Annotated in this window: 16 protein-coding genes; 1 reads left to right on the forward strand and 15 read right to left on the reverse strand. The window is 57.8% G+C overall.

Annotated features, from left to right (window positions below; genetic code table 11):
- Positions 1–116: 116 nt before the first annotated feature.
- The 6 genes from rplS to WA928_RS07775 all read right to left on the reverse strand — a co-directional run bounded on the left by rplS (position 117) and on the right by WA928_RS07775 (position 6,184).
- Positions 117–488, reverse strand: coding sequence for a 50S ribosomal protein L19 (rplS, locus tag WA928_RS07750; RefSeq protein WP_350380427.1), 372 nt, complete (start codon positions 486–488; stop codon positions 117–119).
- Between the two features lie 389 nt (positions 489–877).
- A complete protein-coding gene (locus WA928_RS07755) occupies positions 878–1,519 on the reverse strand; it encodes a peroxiredoxin (protein ID WP_424301807.1) in 642 nt (213 codons plus the stop codon).
- A gap of 110 nt (positions 1,520–1,629) precedes the next feature.
- Positions 1,630–3,441, reverse strand: a complete 1,812-nt coding sequence (locus tag WA928_RS07760; protein ID WP_424301810.1) for an acyl-CoA dehydrogenase — start codon at positions 3,439–3,441, stop codon at positions 1,630–1,632.
- A 98-nt stretch (positions 3,442–3,539) separates the two neighbouring features.
- On the reverse strand, positions 3,540–4,469 hold the full coding sequence (locus WA928_RS07765) for an electron transfer flavoprotein subunit alpha/FixB family protein (protein WP_424301813.1): 930 nt from the start codon (positions 4,467–4,469) through the stop codon (positions 3,540–3,542).
- A complete protein-coding gene (locus WA928_RS07770; RefSeq protein WP_424301816.1) occupies positions 4,470–5,219 on the reverse strand; it encodes an electron transfer flavoprotein subunit beta/FixA family protein in 750 nt (249 codons plus the stop codon).
- Between the two features lie 41 nt (positions 5,220–5,260).
- Positions 5,261–6,184 carry a histone deacetylase family protein gene (locus WA928_RS07775; RefSeq protein WP_424301819.1) on the reverse strand — a complete coding sequence of 308 codons (924 nt, stop codon included), beginning with the start codon at positions 6,182–6,184 and terminating at the stop codon, positions 5,261–5,263.
- 232 nt (positions 6,185–6,416) lie between these two features.
- On the opposite strand from WA928_RS07775, the gene mltB reads away from it, so the two are divergent.
- Positions 6,417–7,349, forward strand: a complete 933-nt coding sequence (gene mltB / locus WA928_RS07780; protein ID WP_424301822.1) for a lytic murein transglycosylase B — start codon at positions 6,417–6,419, stop codon at positions 7,347–7,349.
- A gap of 1 nt (position 7,350) precedes the next feature.
- Here mltB and cysM read toward each other — a convergent pair whose 3' ends face one another.
- The 9 genes from cysM to cmk form a co-directional block, all read right to left on the reverse strand.
- Positions 7,351–8,262 carry a cysteine synthase CysM gene (gene cysM, locus WA928_RS07785; RefSeq protein ID WP_424302506.1) on the reverse strand — a complete coding sequence of 304 codons (912 nt, stop codon included), beginning with the start codon at positions 8,260–8,262 and terminating at the stop codon, positions 7,351–7,353.
- A 128-nt stretch (positions 8,263–8,390) separates the two neighbouring features.
- The gene (locus tag WA928_RS07790) at positions 8,391–8,861 is read right to left on the reverse strand and encodes a ComEA family DNA-binding protein (protein ID WP_424301825.1); all 471 of its coding nucleotides are present in this window, start codon (positions 8,859–8,861) and stop codon (positions 8,391–8,393) included.
- A gap of 132 nt (positions 8,862–8,993) precedes the next feature.
- Positions 8,994–9,998, reverse strand: a complete 1,005-nt coding sequence (rfaD, locus tag WA928_RS07795) for an ADP-glyceromanno-heptose 6-epimerase (protein ID WP_424301828.1) — start codon at positions 9,996–9,998, stop codon at positions 8,994–8,996.
- Positions 9,995–10,930 (reverse strand): D-glycero-beta-D-manno-heptose-7-phosphate kinase, encoded by a 936-nt coding sequence (rfaE1, locus tag WA928_RS07800; RefSeq protein ID WP_424301831.1) that lies wholly within the window; start codon positions 10,928–10,930, stop codon positions 9,995–9,997. Before rfaE1 ends, rfaD begins: the two co-directional genes overlap by 4 nt.
- Entirely contained in the window at positions 10,927–12,138 is a 1,212-nt protein-coding gene (gene lapB / locus WA928_RS07805) for a lipopolysaccharide assembly protein LapB (protein ID WP_424301834.1), read from the reverse strand. Before lapB ends, rfaE1 begins: the two co-directional genes overlap by 4 nt.
- A gap of 10 nt (positions 12,139–12,148) precedes the next feature.
- Positions 12,149–12,472, reverse strand: coding sequence for a LapA family protein (locus tag WA928_RS07810; protein ID WP_350380399.1), 324 nt, complete (start codon positions 12,470–12,472; stop codon positions 12,149–12,151).
- Between the two features lie 155 nt (positions 12,473–12,627).
- Entirely contained in the window at positions 12,628–12,978 is a 351-nt protein-coding gene (locus WA928_RS07815) for an integration host factor subunit beta (RefSeq protein WP_424302509.1), read from the reverse strand.
- An 8-nt stretch (positions 12,979–12,986) separates the two neighbouring features.
- The gene (rpsA, locus tag WA928_RS07820) at positions 12,987–14,699 is read right to left on the reverse strand and encodes a 30S ribosomal protein S1 (protein WP_350380397.1); all 1,713 of its coding nucleotides are present in this window, start codon (positions 14,697–14,699) and stop codon (positions 12,987–12,989) included.
- 128 nt (positions 14,700–14,827) lie between these two features.
- Positions 14,828–15,514 (reverse strand): (d)CMP kinase, encoded by a 687-nt coding sequence (gene cmk / locus WA928_RS07825; protein ID WP_424301838.1) that lies wholly within the window; start codon positions 15,512–15,514, stop codon positions 14,828–14,830.
- Between the last annotated feature and the right edge of the window lie 3 nt (positions 15,515–15,517).

Below are 15,517 nucleotides of genomic sequence, written 5' to 3' on the forward strand. Positions count from 1 at the left end.
ACATTAAGAACCAGGCAGCAATTGCCGCAGGATCTGTACGGGGATGCCCTGCACCCGGGTGCAAAAACAAAGGCACCCTGACGGGTGCCTTGTTGGCCAAGCAAAGACTGCCAGGATCAGGCAGATTTGCGGACCAGCTTTTCTTTGATGCGAGCGGCCTTACCCGTACGACCACGCAGATAGTACAGCTTAGCACGACGCACATCGCCACGGCGTTTAACTTCGATGGAAGCAATTTGCGGGGAGTACAGCTGGAAGGTACGCTCGACGGCTTCGCCAGACGAGATTTTGCGCACGGTGAAGGCTGAATTTAAACCACGATTGCGACGGGCAATAACCACGCCTTCGTAGGCCTGAGTACGCTTGCGCGTGCCTTCAACTACATTAACGCCGACGATGACGGTATCGCCTGGGCCAAATTGAGGGATGGTACGGCCTTCGGTAAGGCGCGTAATTTCTTCTTGTTCAAGTGTTTCGATGAGATTCACAACGGGCTCCGGGCATCTTGGCTGCGGCTATGAAATTAATGGGTTGCCACACCAGAGGATGCAGTAAACACGGGATTATATCAGAACTATAGCCCCACTGCCGCACCCATCCACATCAAGCCTGGAATCATCGCTGCCCACGCCACGACCATAAAGATATCGGCTACTTTGTTTTTCATGGGGTCTCCTTTACTGTGATTTTGATCAGTACATTGATACTGTACAAAAAAACAGTTAATGCGGCAAGCATTTAATTATATTTGCCCATTTCCCTGCTATTTGCACCTCACCCACATGCAAAAAAGCCATGCCCGGACAAAGCCTGGCATGGCTCAGGAGACACCACATCCGGCATCCGTCATGCCGGATGCGCGAGCCCTGGTAAAGCCTTACAGATTGGGCTGAGGCGTGGTGCGCAGATACGACCGCACTTCTTTGTAGCCCTTGGGGAACTTCTCTTTCAGGACTGCAGGGTCTTTGATGGACGGAGCGATAATCACGTCTTCACCTGGCTTCCAGTTGACCGGGGTGGCCACGCTGTAGTTGTCTGTCAGTTGGATGGAATCCAGGGCGCGCAGGATTTCGTCGAAGTTGCGCCCGGTGCTGGCCGGATAGGTAAGAATCAGCCGAACCTTTTTCGCCGGATCAATCACAAAGACAGACCGCACGGTAGCTGTGGTGCTGGCATTGGGATGGATCATGTCATAGAGCGTGGCGACCTTGCGGTCTTCGTCGGCCAGGATCGGGTATTGGACATCTGTCTTTTGGGTGTCGTTGATGTCCTTGATCCAGTCGATGTGAGACTGTTTGCCATCTACCGAGACGGCAATCACCTTAGCGCCACGTTTGGCAAAATCGCCAGACACAATCGCCGTATAGCCCAGCTCAGTGGTGCACACCGGCGTAAAATCAGCCGGATGAGAAAACAGCACACCCCAGCTGTCACCCAGCCACTCATGAAACTTGATTTTTCCAAGGGACGAGTCTTGCTCGAAATCGGGGGCGACATCGCCCAGACGCAGTGCAGCCATCAGGTGCTCCTTAGGTGAACGCTGCCCGGGGTATCCGGGCAGCGAAATCGTTTAGACACCTAATATTCTTGCAGAATATAAAACACCTTTAAAATACTTTTAAGTTATAACTATATTTGTATCTGACTGGCATATTGATTGGCCAGACCACCCTGCTGAACACTGGCATTGAGCGCCTGAACACGCGGCAGCACATGAACCGCATATTGCACCGCAGTAGCGATCTTGTTGAGATAAAAGGCGTCAGTTGAACCCTGTCCGATTGCCTCTGCCGCAGCCAGCGCGGCACGGGCCAGCTGCCAGCCAGCATGGGCAGTACCTGCCAGCATCAGACAAGGCACGCTGCCGGTAAAGACACCCCGAATATCTTCGCGTACATGGGCCAGCACAAAGCCGATGGCCGTCTCGTAGGCCTGCGCAGCGGCCTGCAACTGCCCGGCCACCAGATTGAGGGCCTCAGCATGGGCACCGGAGGCTGCCTGCAAGGCAGCCACAGTGTCGCGCATCCCGGCAATTTGTGCCAATGCCACCTGCCCCGCATCACGCACAATCTTGCGACCAATAAAATCATTGGCCTGGATAGCCGTTGTACCTTCGTAGATGGGCAAAATGCGCGCATCCCGGTAGTACTGGGCAGCCCCGGTTTCTTCGATGAAACCCATGCCTCCATGCACCTGAACTCCCAGCGACGCGACTTCAACCGAAGATTCGGTTGAAAACGCCTTGACGATCGGAACGCTGTACTCGTAGATGGCCTTGGCCAGCGCCCGGATGTCAGGGTCGGAAGCATGAGCCGCCTTGTCACGGTAGCCGGCGGCCACATAAGCCACTGCCCGAGTGCCTTCGGCCAAGCCTCGCATCACGCCCAGCATCCGGGCAACATCCGGGTGATGCGCAATCGCCACGGGGCCGGCCGAGCCCTCAAGTGCATTGCCCTGGATACGGTCAGCGGCATAGGCGGTAGCATGCTGCAATGCCCGCTCGGAGATAGCCACGCCCTGTAAACCTACGGCATAGCGTGCAGCATTCATCATGATGAACATGTACTCGAGGCCACGATTTTCTTCGCCGATCAGGTAGCCAACCGCCCCTTCGCCCACTTCGCCCTTGCCAGAACCATACAACAGCACCGCAGTTGGGCTGCCATGGATGCCCAGCTTATGCTCCAGCGATGCGCAATAGACGTCGTTGCGGGCGCCCAGCTCTCCGGTGTCGCCAACCAGATGCTTGGGTACGATGAACAGCGAAATCCCCTTGACCCCTTTAGGCGCATCGGGCGTACGGGCCAGCACCAGATGGATGATGTTCTCGGCCATATCGTGATCGCCATACGTGATGAAGATCTTCTGACCCGTCAAACGGTAGCTGCCATCTTCCTGACGCACGGCCCGGGTCTTGAGCAGGGCCAGATCAGACCCGGCCTGCGGCTCGGTGAGATTCATGGTGCCCGTCCAGCGGCCTTCCAGCAACGGCGGGATATACAGGGCTTTTTGTGTGTCGGAGCCCACCATCGTCAGGGCTTCAATCACGCCGTCGGTAAGCAGCGGGCACAGCGAAAACGCCAGGTTGCCCGCATTGATGCTTTCGGTAACCGGCGCGGCCACCAGTTTGGGCAGGCCCTGCCCTCCAAATTCGGTCTCGTGAGGCAGACCCTGCCAGCCCCCTTGTACAAAGGCTTGAAATGCAGCCTTGAAGCCTGGGGTGGTTGTTACCTCACCGTCGCGCCAGCGTGCCGGTTGAGTGTCCCCGGCACGATTCAGCGGCGCGATCTCCTGTTCGACAAACCGGGCGTTTTCTTCGAGCACGGCATCAACCAGATCATCGCTCACCTCTTCGTAGCCCGGTAGGGCCAGCACGCCGTCCAGGTCGGCCAGTTCGCGCAGAATGAAACGAATATCCTGAATAGGTACCTGATATGACATAAGAATTCCTGTAACGACAAAGCCGGGCACGAACCCGCCTGCGATGCAATGAGGTGAAACGGGCCCCGCAAAAAGCGGAGCCCGTCTTGTGGTAAGCCTTAGAGTGCTTTCACCAGTTCGGGGACGGCCTCGAAGAGGTCGGCCACCAGACCGTAGTCGGCGACGCCAAAAATGGGGGCTTCAGCATCTTTATTGATGGCAACGATGACTTTGGAGTCTTTCATGCCGGCCAGGTGCTGGATGGCCCCAGAGATACCCACGGCCACATACAATTGCGGCGCCACAATCTTGCCTGTTTGGCCCACTTGCCAATCGTTGGGGGCATAACCAGCATCCACTGCTGCGCGTGAGGCACCCAGCGCTGCACCCAGTTTATCGGCCAAGGGATCGAGGATCTTGAAGTTTTCAGCACTGCCCAAACCACGGCCGCCAGATACCACCACCGAAGCGGCAGTGAGGTCAGGACGATCGCTTTTGGCAAGCTCACGGCCTACAAAGGACGATTTGCCTGAATCCGCCACGGCATCCACTGACTGAACCGAGGCATTGCCACCCTCTGCGGCCACCGGATCAAATGCCGTGGTGCGCACTGTGAGCACTTTTTTGGCATCAGCAGATTGCACGGTGGCCAGCGCGTTGCCCGCGTAAATGGGGCGCACAAAGGTGTCGGGGGATTCGATGGCGACGATATCGGAGATCTGCGCCACATCCAGCTTGGCCGCGACTCGGGGAGCCACGTTTTTGCCTGAGGCTGTGGCCGCAAACAAAATGTGCGAATAATCGCCCGCCAACGCCAGCACCTGAGCCGAGAGGTTCTCGGCCAGGCCATCGGCCAATGACGGGCCATCAGCCAGCAATACCTTGGCCACGGAAACCAGCCCCGCAGCCTGCTGTGCAACGGCTTGTGCACCTGAGCCCGCCACCAGCACATGAACCTCTGAACCCAGGGCTGCTGCGGCAGCAACGACGTTTTGCGTAGCGCCGCCCAACTGGGCATTGTCGTGTTCGGCTATAACCAGAATACTCATTTAGACCACCTTTGCTTCGTTCTTCAGTTTGTCCACCAACGTCGCGACGTCGGGCACCACAATACCGGCAGACCGGGCGGGAGGCTCGGTTACCTTGAGCGTCTTGAGGCGGGGCGCGATGTCGACACCGAGGTCGGCGGGTGCAACGGTTTCGAGGGGCTTTTTCTTGGCCTTCATGATGTTGGGCAAGGTAACGTAGCGCGGCTCGTTGAGGCGAAGGTCGGTGGTGATAATCGCCGGCAAGGCCAGGCTGATCGTCTCGAGGCCACCGTCGACCTCGCGGGTAACCTGAACCCGGCCGTCCTGGAGCTCGACCTTGCTGGCATTGGTTGCCTGCGGCCAATCCAGCAATGCGGCCAGCATCTGGCCTGTCTGGTTGGCATCATCATCGATGGCCTGCTTACCCAAGATCACCAGTTGCGGCGCCTCTTTTTGTACCAGGGCTGCGAGGATCTTGGCCACCGCCAGGGGCTGCAGCTCATCGTCGCTTTGCACCAGGATGCCACGATCGGCACCAATAGCCATTGCGGTACGCAAGGTTTCCTGGCATTGCGCCACGCCGCAAGACACGGCCACGACCTCTGTGGCAGCCCCTTTTTCTTTCAGGCGAGTGGCTTCTTCGACAGCAATTTCATCGAAGGGGTTCATGGACATTTTGACATTGGCGATGTCTACGCCAGTATGATCGGATTTCACGCGGACTTTGACGTTAAAGTCGACCACCCGCTTGACCGGTACCAGGACCTTCATCGAGCTAACTCCAAAAAGAAAAGAAAATTAAATACATGGTTTTAATAACCTCCCAGCGCCCGCACATGTGCCACGACACTGCGTCCAAGTGCTGAAAGGTTGTACCCCCCTTCGAGAAAGCTGATGATCCGCCCTTGGGCAGACCTTTGCGCAATCTCGACCAGGCGTTCGGTAATCCAGGCGTAATCGGCCTCTACCAGCTTAAGGTTGCCCATATCGTCTTCGCGATGGGCATCGAATCCCGCTGATACCAGAATCAATTGCGGCTGAAATCGGCTTAATGCAGGCAACCAGTGATCGGAGACCAGACGCCGGATGGCTTCGCCATCCGAATACGCATCCACCGGAATATTTATCATATTAGGCCCGGGGTTGTCCTGACGGCTGTCAGGAAACAGCGGATATTGATAAAAACTACACATCATGACGCGATCTTCGTGCACAAAGGCTTCTTCGGTGCCGTTGCCATGATGCACGTCAAAATCAACGATCGCAATGCGCTCAAGCCCGTAATGTTCTAGTGCGTAGCGCGCGGTAACCGCAATATTATTAAAAAAGCAAAACCCCAGGGCCTGACCCGGACGCGCATGATGGCCTGGCGGCCGGATGGCGCAAAACGCTGTCTGGCCATGTCCGGCCAGGATTTCATCCAGCGCAGTCAGGCCGGCGCCGGCAGCCATCCATGCGGCCTGCAGCGTATCCGGGTTCATGATGGTATCGGGATCCACCGGGAAATACCCATGAGCCGGGGCGTGTTGACGCAGATACGCCAGATAATCCGGCGTATGTACCCGCAGAATGTCCTCGGGGGTGGCGGCATGTGCCTGCACAGGCGTCACAAAACTCATCAGCCCACTTGCGAGAAGCTGATCAGAAATTGCGTCAAGGCGTAACGGGGATTCAGGATGCCAGGAGCCCATTTCGTGCAGGCGGCATACGGGATGGGTAATATAGAGTGTCTCCATAAGGGCGATTATGTTCAGACCAACCCGTATTTTGCAAGTTGCCGTAGCGTCGCTATTTTTATCGGGCTGTGCCAGTAGTGGTCATGTTCAACAGACTCCGGGCACGGATAGTACTATAAATCAAACAACTGTTTTAAACGATCGTATTAATTCTAGCAGAACTCAATTTCCAGGCCAAGGATCTGTCACCAGCGGTGATTTTACCGGGCCTGATGGTCAGCTTCAGCCCGAGTTGCGTGCCTTTGCCCGTGAAACATCCGCCCAGCATCATTTACCTCTGGCGAACGTCGAATTCCTGCTGAAGTCAGCACACTACAACGCCAAGGCCGTCCAGCTGATGGCACCCAAGACCACCCATGGACGGATTCGCCGGGCATGGATCAGCTATAGAAAGCGCCATGTCGACCCCATTCGCATTCGGCGCGGCACAGCCTTTTGGCAAGCAAACCGGCGCACCTTGCAACAAGTCAGCCAACGCACTGGCGTCCCAGAAGCCATCATGGTGGCCATCATTGGCATCGAAACTGTATATGGCCAATACACGGGCAACCACCGGGTGCTGGATACCCTGACTACTCTGGGTTTCCGATATCCAGACCCCTCACGTCCAGAGCGCCAGGCCATGTTTCGGCAACAGCTGGCCGATTTGCTTGTTCTGGATCACCAGGGGGTACTGAATGCCATGACGGTTGAGGGCTCGTTTGCAGGGGCCATGGGTCTGCCGCAATTTATGCCTGGCAGCCTGATGCGTTACGCGGCCGATGGCAATAACGATGGCAAGATTGATCTGGCCGGCAATGTGGATGATGCAATCGCTTCGGTGGGCAGCTTCTTGCAACAACACGGTTGGGTACGGGATGTGCCGGTTTTTGCACCGGTTCGTCTGCCAGCCAAACCGCAACGTCTGGTTCAGGACGGGCTGACACCCACCACAGATTGGCCCCGGCTGCAGGCTGCTGGCACACAGGCAGTGGTCTCAGGCCCCGACAAATGGAAATCCCAGAAACTGGGCGTGATCGACCTGCGCGATGAAATCCACGACACCCACGATTACCGCTGTGCAACACCCAACTTCTTTGCGATTACACACTACAACCGCAGTTATTTTTACGCGGCATCGGTGGCGGATCTGGCCCAGGCGATCCAGGACCAGATGGGTAGCTGAATTACCCGAATACGCCGGTAGAGAGATAGCGATCACCCCGATCGCAGACGATAAATACAATGGTGGCGTTACGGGCGGTAGCAGCCACGCGCAGGGCAGCCACCGCTGCGCCTGCCGAGGAAATTCCGCCAAAAATGCCTTCTTCGGCAGCCAGGCGACGCGCCATGGTTTCGGCCTGATCTTGTGTAATGGGCTCGAAAGCGGTGATTTCTTTGGGGTGATAGATGCTTGGCTGATAGGCCTCGGGCCACTTGCGAATACCCGGGATGTGCGCCCCTTCGGCCGGTTGAGCACCGATCACCTGGATATCCGGGTTACGTCCGCGCAAATAGGATCCCACCCCCATAATGGTGCCGGTGGTACCCATGGCACTGACAAAATGAGTAATCTGGCCATCGGTTTGATCCCAGATTTCGGGCCCGGTGGTTTCGCGGTGGGCACGCGGGTTGTCATCATTTGAAAATTGGTCGAGCACCACGCCACGGCCTTCTGCCTGCATTTTCAGGGCAAGGTCTCGGGCGTATTCCATGCCACCCTGGTCTGCGGGGGTGAGGATAAGTTCAGCACCGTAGGCAGTCATGGCGGCACAACGCTCTTTGGACGAGTTGTCCGGCATCAGGACAATCATGCGATAGCCGCGCACTGCGGCTGCCATGGACAGGGCAATACCGGTGTTTCCGCTGGTGGCTTCAATCAGGGTATCGCCGGGACGAATATCTCCACGGAGCTCGGCCTGACGAATCATGCTGAGCGCTGCGCGGTCTTTGACTGAACCAGCCGGGTTATTGCCTTCGAGTTTGGCCAGCACGACGTTGCCGCGTGATGCACCCGCATCACCCGGCAAGCGTTGCAAACGTACCAAAGGCGTTGAGCCAACTATGTCTTCGATCGTGGGATAGGTTTTCATGGACAAAATCATACACCCGCCCCGGCCACAACAGAGCGTGTGCCTGAGAGCAGCATAAGCTTATTGCCAAATGATCGCCGACCCTACTATGCCCTTGCATGCGTGGCACGACGACACGGATGAAAACATGCGGATTAACGTCCGCCCGGTGCCATGCGCATGCCTGTTATCGGGGCGGCAGGCCGCTTGCCTGCAGAACTGGAGGCTGCCTTGGCTGCCGCGGCCCCCTGACCTGACATGCGAGAGCCGCCACCATCGATCGTCAAGCCGGCTGATTGCAGTGCCTGGGCCCGCCGGGGCCCTATCCCGCGCACCCGATCGGATAAATCGGTGAATGACAGGTAACGGCCACCCCGATTACGTTCGTCGAGAATGATTTGTGCTGTTTTTGGACCAATCCCGCGGATACCACGGAGTTGATCCAAGCTGGCCGTGTTGAGATCGACTGCACCCACTGCCGCCGCCCAGCTGAGCGCCAACACACCAGCTAGACGAGCGCTTCGGGAAACGCGCGAGGCCATCCGCGACAAGCGCGGGCGTCGGGCCGTACAGCGTACAGGAACATTAAGAGGGGCTGCGACCGCACTATGCAGAAATGGATTCATGACCAGACTCCTGTTGTGGAAGGAAGGTCTGGTCATGATGCAGTAAAGGCAGCCATCCGGGATGCCCGACTGACTGGTTTTGTCCTACCCCTTGCGTGCCGGCAACCCCGCCACGCCGCGCAGAAAGCACGGTTATGGCAGCAGCTGGCCAGCGTCCAGAAGACGCAGCACATAATCCCGTACACCCGTTTGTACATCGACAAAAGGAGCGGTATACCCGCCGGCCGTACGCAACAGGCCAAGATCTGCCTGGGTGTGGCTTTGGTAGCGGCCTTTTAAATCTTCGGGGAAAGGGATATACCGCAGACAACCTTCTTGCACCAGGCCGTCAAGCGGTAAGGCGGATTCTCCTTGGTGCAACCTGAGGGTATTGACCACCGTTTGCGCCACATCGTTAAACGGCTGGGCCCGGCCGGTACCGCAGTTGAAAATCCCGGAGATCTCGGGATGATCGAAGAAATGCAGATTGACCTTGACGACATCATCAATATAGACAAAATCACGTTGCTGACCACCATCGGAATAGCCATCCCAGCCGCCAAACAAGCGCACATGACCTTGTTCTTCGAACTGGTTCATATTGTGAAAAGCCACCGATGCCATACGCCCTTTGTGCTGCTCGCGCGGCCCATAAACATTGAAATACCGCAGCCCCACCACGGGCGCCGTCAGTTTGGGCTTGCGACCGCGCAACACCTGATCAAACAGCAGCTTTGAGTATCCGTAGACATTCAGCGGCGATTCACAACCCGGAGATTCGATGTAGTCGGGGCCGGCACCATACACGGCTGCAGAGGATGCATACAGCAGCGGGACTTCGCGGGCCTGGCAATAATTAAAGAGTTCGAGCGTGACGCGATAGTTGTTGTCCATCATGAAATGGCCGTCGCGCTCGGTGGTGTCCGAACACGCCCCTTGATGGAACACCGCGTCGGGCCGGGCGAGTTCGCCGCTGAGAACTTGCCGACGGAATTCGTCTTTATGCAGATAGTCTGCAATGTTCAGGTCTACCAAATTGCGAAACTTATCACCATCTGTGAGATCGTCGACAGCAAGAATGTCACCGATGCCACGGGCGTTAAGCCCCCGAACCAGATTGCTGCCGATGAAACCGGCGGCGCCTGTAACCACAATCATGTTGAGAGCTCCTGAGAGGTGACGATGGAAGTACCAAGTTTGCCCACCACGATCCCACCGGCACGATTGGCCCAAACCATGGCTTCATACCAACCAAGGCCGGCTGCACGTGCCACTGCCAGCGTGGCCAGCACGGTATCCCCGGCTCCGGAGACATCAAAGACTTCGTGGGCCTGGGCGTCGACATGCTGGCGCCCATGCTGCGTGTAAAGGGTCATCCCCTGCTCGGAACGTGTGATCAACAGCGCCTCGAGCGAGAGCTCGTGGCGTAACGCCTGAGCGCGTTGGGTGAGATCGCCTTCGGTATCCCAACGGCCGACGGCATCCTGCATTTCGCTGCGATTGGGCGTCACCAGCGAGGCACCCACATAACGCTTGTATCGATGTCCTTTGGGATCCACCAGCACGGACACCCCTGCCTGCCTGGCCGCCTGGATAAGCGTCTCGACATGCGTCAGGGCACCTTTGGCGTAGTCGGACAGCACCAGCAGATCGTGGGCGCCGACAATCTCCAAAAAATTATCGTGCAAGCGTTGCAAGGCTTGTGGACTGGGGCCTTGCTCGAAATCGACCCGTAGCAATTGCTGCTGGCGGCCAAGCACGCGCATTTTGAGGGTAGTGTCCATGCCCGAGGTATCAATCACCAGCGCATCATTGACGCCAGCCTCGGCACCGAGAGCCTTGATCCTGGATCCGGCCTCATCCGCCCCGATCACTCCCATCAGGGTTGCCTGAGCACCCAGCGCAACAATATTGCGCGCCACATTGGCGGCACCACCCAGGCGGTCTTCGCGCCGAGCCACCCGCACCACAGGCACAGGCGCCTCGGGTGAGATACGGTCGACTTCGCCGAACCAGTAGCGGTCGAGCATGATGTCGCCCACCACGAGAATCCGGGCTGCCCGTGCGGCAGACAACGGAAAGGCGTTCATCGAATTTCCTCCAGGCGGCGCGGACGATAGGTTTCCCAGGCATTACAACCCGGGCATTGCCAGTAATAGCGCCGTGCTTCAAAGCCGCACTGACTGCAAGCGTAGCGATCAAGACGCTGGGTATGCTTATGTATCAGGCTGCGCAACAGGCCTAAATCGGCCCCTGGCACCAGTTGCTGAGACTCCGCAGAGGGGTCGTCCTGAGAGAGTTCAACTTCAAGCAAACGGTCAAGGCCCAGCAAAGATGGATGGGCCCGCAAGGCCTCTCGGGCAAACGCCCAGGCCGTATCGGCCCCTTCTTGGGTACGCAATGCACGAAACACCACGTTGAACAGGTCTAGTGTGGGCACACGAGCGTATTGATCACGTAAAACGGCTAAACCCTGGTTGGCCTGATCCAGTGCGGCATAGCAAGCCAATAGCGGCCCGGCCACCAGGCCTGCGTAATCCGGCGCTGTGCTTAGGACTTCTTGCAAATAGGCGCGCTGGGATTCGAGATCGCCGCGGCGCGCAGCCCATTGTGCCCGCAAGAGCCGGATCCGTGTTTCGGAGGCTGGCGTTGCACCGTTTTGGCGGGCGGCATGCTCGGCAGCGTCTAGTGCCTGGCTGGCTGAATCGAAATCGACAGGTTCGGCCTCGAGAAATGCCTGGGCGCGCTCGCAATGATAGTGGGCCAGCTGAGGCACCGGTTGATCAGACCGGCTGCGCAACTGCTGAACTGCATCAATGGCACGCGGCCAATCGTGTTCGGATTCGTAGATCCGGATCAGCGCGCCGATGGCTTCCTGAGCATGGCGCGTGTGCACAATGGCCTGGAAGCCCTGCTCGGCACGATCCAGCATCCCCGCCTTGAGAAAGTCCTGAGCCAGCTCGAGTTGGGCGTTTTCTCTGTCTGACAGAGGGAGGTCTTCACGCGAGAGCAGGCTTTGGTGCACACGAATGGCTCGCTCGATTTCTCCACGACGGCGAAACAGGCTGCCCAGGGCAAAATGAAGTTCGGTGGTTTCTGGGTCGAGTTTGGCCACCTCGATAAATGCATCGATGGCGCGATCGGGCTCTTCGTTGAGCAAGAAATTAAGGCCCTTGAAATACGAAGCCGGCAAACTGCGGGTTTCGGAGAGCATTTGGCGAAAATCAAAGCGCGCAGCCAGCCACCCCAGGCCAAACAGTACTGGGACAATAATCAACCACCAGAGTTCGAAATCCACGTTAACCCCGTTAGAGCGGCGCCAGGGGCGCAACGGTATCCGGGATGACAGGCCCCGAGCCTGATTGCTGGCGAGCCAAAGCATCCTGTGCCCGGGCAAGATCGCGCCGCAGGCGGTTGATCTCGCGGCGACGCCGCAATACCGCTGAAAATGCCACCAGCAGACCAAAAGCAACGCCTAGAACAAAGGCGACCAGCATCACAACGATGAGGGGCACTTGCTGTATGACGTGATCGGCAAAGAAGCCAACATCCACAGGCGCAGTGTTTTTCAGGGCAAACAACAGGACAATGACAAAAATGACCAGGCGCAGCAGCCACACAAGATAGCGCATTTACCAAGCTCCTTGAGAGGGAATCTCGACATTGTAAAGGGAAACCTCGCTCAGCCCGGCTTGTCTGATGGCTGGAGCAGGCATAAAAAAGGCGGCCCGCAGGCCGCCACCGATTATCCATCTCCGCGCTGCCCGATGAGGCAGCGATGGGGAGGTTACTCGTTGAAGTAAGGCATCTGATACAAATCTGCTACCGTGGCGGCTTCTTCGGCCGCCTCGGCCACCGGCCCCTGATCGACGCGTTCGCGCAGTTCTTTACCAGGTTTGAAGTGCGGCACCAGCTTGGCCGGCACCAGCACTTTCTCGCCCGACTTGGGATTGCGCCCTACCCGCGGTTGACGCCTTGACAGCGAAAAGCTGCCAAAGCCACGGATTTCGATGCGCTGACCTTGGGACAACGCATCCGACATCGCGTCGAGCACGGTTTTAACTGCCAGGTCCATGTCGCGGATCGCCAATTGGGGATGACGACCCGCCAGCATGGTGATGAGCTCGGACTTGGTCAGGCCAGGCATCAGTTATCGCGCTGCTGATCGAGTTTGGCTTTCAGCAGGGCGCCCAGATTGGTGGTGCCCGACGAAGCACTGGCTTCGGTCATGCGCTGAATGGTCTCGGCCGTCTCGGCGTTATCACGCGCCTTGATGGAGAGCTGAATAGAACGCGCCTTGCGATCAATGTTGATGATCATGGTTTCGAGCTGATCGCCTTCGTTGAGCACCGTGGTGGCGTCTTCGACACGACCCGCGGAGATCTCGGAAGCGCGCAGGTAGCCTTCGACGTCGACCGACAGCGTAACCACAGCACCCTTGGGCTCGACGGACTTGACGGTGCCGGTCAGGACAGCGCCCTTGTCGTAGGTAGCCACAAAGTTGTTGAAGGGATCGCCCTCGAGTTGCTTGACGCCCAGAGAGATGCGCTCTTTGTCGGTGTCGATACCCAGCACCACGGCGTCGATCTCGTCGCCCTTCTTGAAGTTGCGCACGGCTTCTTCGCCGGTGTCTGTCCAGGAGATGTCGGAGAGGTGCACCAAGCCATCGATACCGCCAGGCAAACCGACAAACACGCCGAAGTCGGTGATCGACTTGATGGCGCCATGAACTTTATCACCGCGCTTGAAGTTGGCAGCAAAGTCTTCCCAGGGATTGGGACGGCATTGTTTCATGCCCAGCGAAATACGACGACGGTCTTCGTCGATTTCGAGAACCATGACTTCGACTTCTTCGCCCAGCGTGACGACCTTGCGGGGATCAACGTTCTTGTTGGTCCAGTCCATTTCGGAGACGTGCACCAGGCCTTCGATACCGGCTTCGACTTCAACAAACGCACCGTAGTCGGTGAGGTTGGTAACCTTGCCGAACAGGCGGGTGCCTTGCGGGTAGCGGCGGCCCAGGCCGATCCAGGGATCTTCGCCCAGTTGCTTGACGCCCAGGGAGACACGTTGTTTTTCTTGGTCGAACTTGAGCACCTTGGCTTCGATTTCCTGACCAACGGACAGGACTTCGGAGGGGTGACGCACACGGCGCCAGGCCATGTCGGTGATGTGCAGCAAGCCGTCGATGCCGCCGAGGTCGACAAACGCACCGTAATCGGTGATGTTTTTGACGATACCCTTGATGACGACGCCTTCGTGCAGGTTTTCGAGGAGCTTCTCGCGCTCTTCACCCATGCTGGCTTCAAGCACTGCACGGCGGGACAACACAACGTTGTTGCGCTTGCGATCGAGCTTGATGACCTTGAATTCGAGGGTCTTGCCTTCGTAGGGGGTGGTGTCCTTGACGGGACGCAGATCGACCAAAGAACCCGGCAGGAATGCGCGGATGCCGTTGGTCATGACCGTGAGGCCACCCTTGACCTTGCCGGTGATGGTGCCGTTGACGAGCTCGCCGGATTCGAGCGCTTGCTCGAGTTGCAACCAGGCCGACAGGCGCTTGGCGCGGTCGCGCGACAGGATGGTGTCGCCATAACCGTTTTCGAGGGAGTCGATGGCAACCGAAACGAAATCGCCGTCTTCGACTTCGAGCTCGCCTTGGTCGTTGAGGAATTCTTCGAGGGGAATATAGGCTTCGGACTTGAGGCCGGCGTTGACCACGACAAAGTTGTGATCGACGCGGACGACTTCGGCCGAGATGACCTCGCCAGAACGCATGTTCTGATCTTTAATGCTTGCGGCAAACAGATCAGCAAAGCTTTCGCCGCCCAATGCGGCTTCGGTGGTAAGGGTGGACATGAAAAGTGGATCCATAGGCCCCGAAGGGCAATCATGACACGCCAGGAAAATCCCGGCGGAGTGAGCAAAATCCTGCAAGACGCCCCGCCCACCCAGTGGACGAGCCAACTTACAGGCCCGTGGGCTGATCAGTGATTACGCCAAAGATCAAGCACCTGCTGCACCACCTGATCTACCCCAAGACGGGATGAATCGATGGTAACGGCACCCGCTGCCGCAACAAGCGGTGCGTGTGCCCGATTTCGGTCTCGGTCATCCCGAGACTGAAGATCTTGAAAAAGGTCGTCTAGATTAGCAGAAATCCCCTTGTCCTTCAACTGCTTATGGCGTCTTTCAGCCCGTACACCCACATCCGCATCAAGGAAGATTTTCAGGGGTGCATCGGGAAACACCACCGACCCCATATCGCGACCGTCGGCTACCAGACCAGGAGTCTGGCGGAAGTCGTGTTGACGCGCCAGGAGCGCCGTACGCACCGCCGGCAAGGCAGCCACCTGAGAGGCCAGATTGCCGATTTTCTCTTGTCGGATGATGTCGGTGACATCCTGAGCCGCCAGTAAAATCTTGCCCGGGCGAAACTGTGCATCCAGCGAACGTGCCAGCGCAGCAATGCCTGGCTCATCCGCCGCATCCAGCCCGGCCTGCAGTGCAGCCAGTGCGGTCAAACGGTATAAAGCACCGCTGTCGAGCGCATGCCAGCCAAGGTGATCGGCTACCCGCTGAGCAATGGTGCCCTTGCCCGACGCGGTAGGCCCATCAATGGTAATGACCGGCACCGGGTTCTGATCAGCAACGAGATGAGGAGGGTTGACCATGGT

This window comes from Castellaniella sp. (genome assembly GCF_049651205.1).
In the GTDB taxonomy this organism is placed as follows: Bacteria; Pseudomonadota; Gammaproteobacteria; order Burkholderiales; family Burkholderiaceae_B; genus Castellaniella.

Coding starts and splice junctions, on each gene's coding strand:
- WA928_RS07775 (WP_424301819.1), bottom strand. CDS start 6,184: ATGGAGACACTCTATATTACCCATCCCGTATGCCGCCTGCACGAAATG.
- WA928_RS07810 (WP_350380399.1), bottom strand. CDS start 12,472: ATGCGCTATCTTGTGTGGCTGCTGCGCCTGGTCATTTTTGTCATTGTC.
- rpsA (WP_350380397.1), bottom strand. CDS start 14,699: ATGTCCACCCTTACCACCGAAGCCGCATTGGGCGGCGAAAGCTTTGCT.
- WA928_RS07770 (WP_424301816.1), bottom strand. CDS start 5,219: ATGAAGGTCCTGGTACCGGTCAAGCGGGTGGTCGACTTTAACGTCAAA.
- WA928_RS07790 (WP_424301825.1), bottom strand. CDS start 8,861: ATGAATCCATTTCTGCATAGTGCGGTCGCAGCCCCTCTTAATGTTCCT.
- cmk (WP_424301838.1), bottom strand. CDS start 15,514: ATGGTCAACCCTCCTCATCTCGTTGCTGATCAGAACCCGGTGCCGGTC.
- WA928_RS07765 (WP_424301813.1), bottom strand. CDS start 4,469: ATGAGTATTCTGGTTATAGCCGAACACGACAATGCCCAGTTGGGCGGC.
- WA928_RS07760 (WP_424301810.1), bottom strand. CDS start 3,441: ATGTCATATCAGGTACCTATTCAGGATATTCGTTTCATTCTGCGCGAA.
- WA928_RS07755 (WP_424301807.1), bottom strand. CDS start 1,519: ATGGCTGCACTGCGTCTGGGCGATGTCGCCCCCGATTTCGAGCAAGAC.
- rfaD (WP_424301828.1), bottom strand. CDS start 9,998: ATGATTGTGGTTACAGGCGCCGCCGGTTTCATCGGCAGCAATCTGGTT.
- rfaE1 (WP_424301831.1), bottom strand. CDS start 10,930: ATGAACGCCTTTCCGTTGTCTGCCGCACGGGCAGCCCGGATTCTCGTG.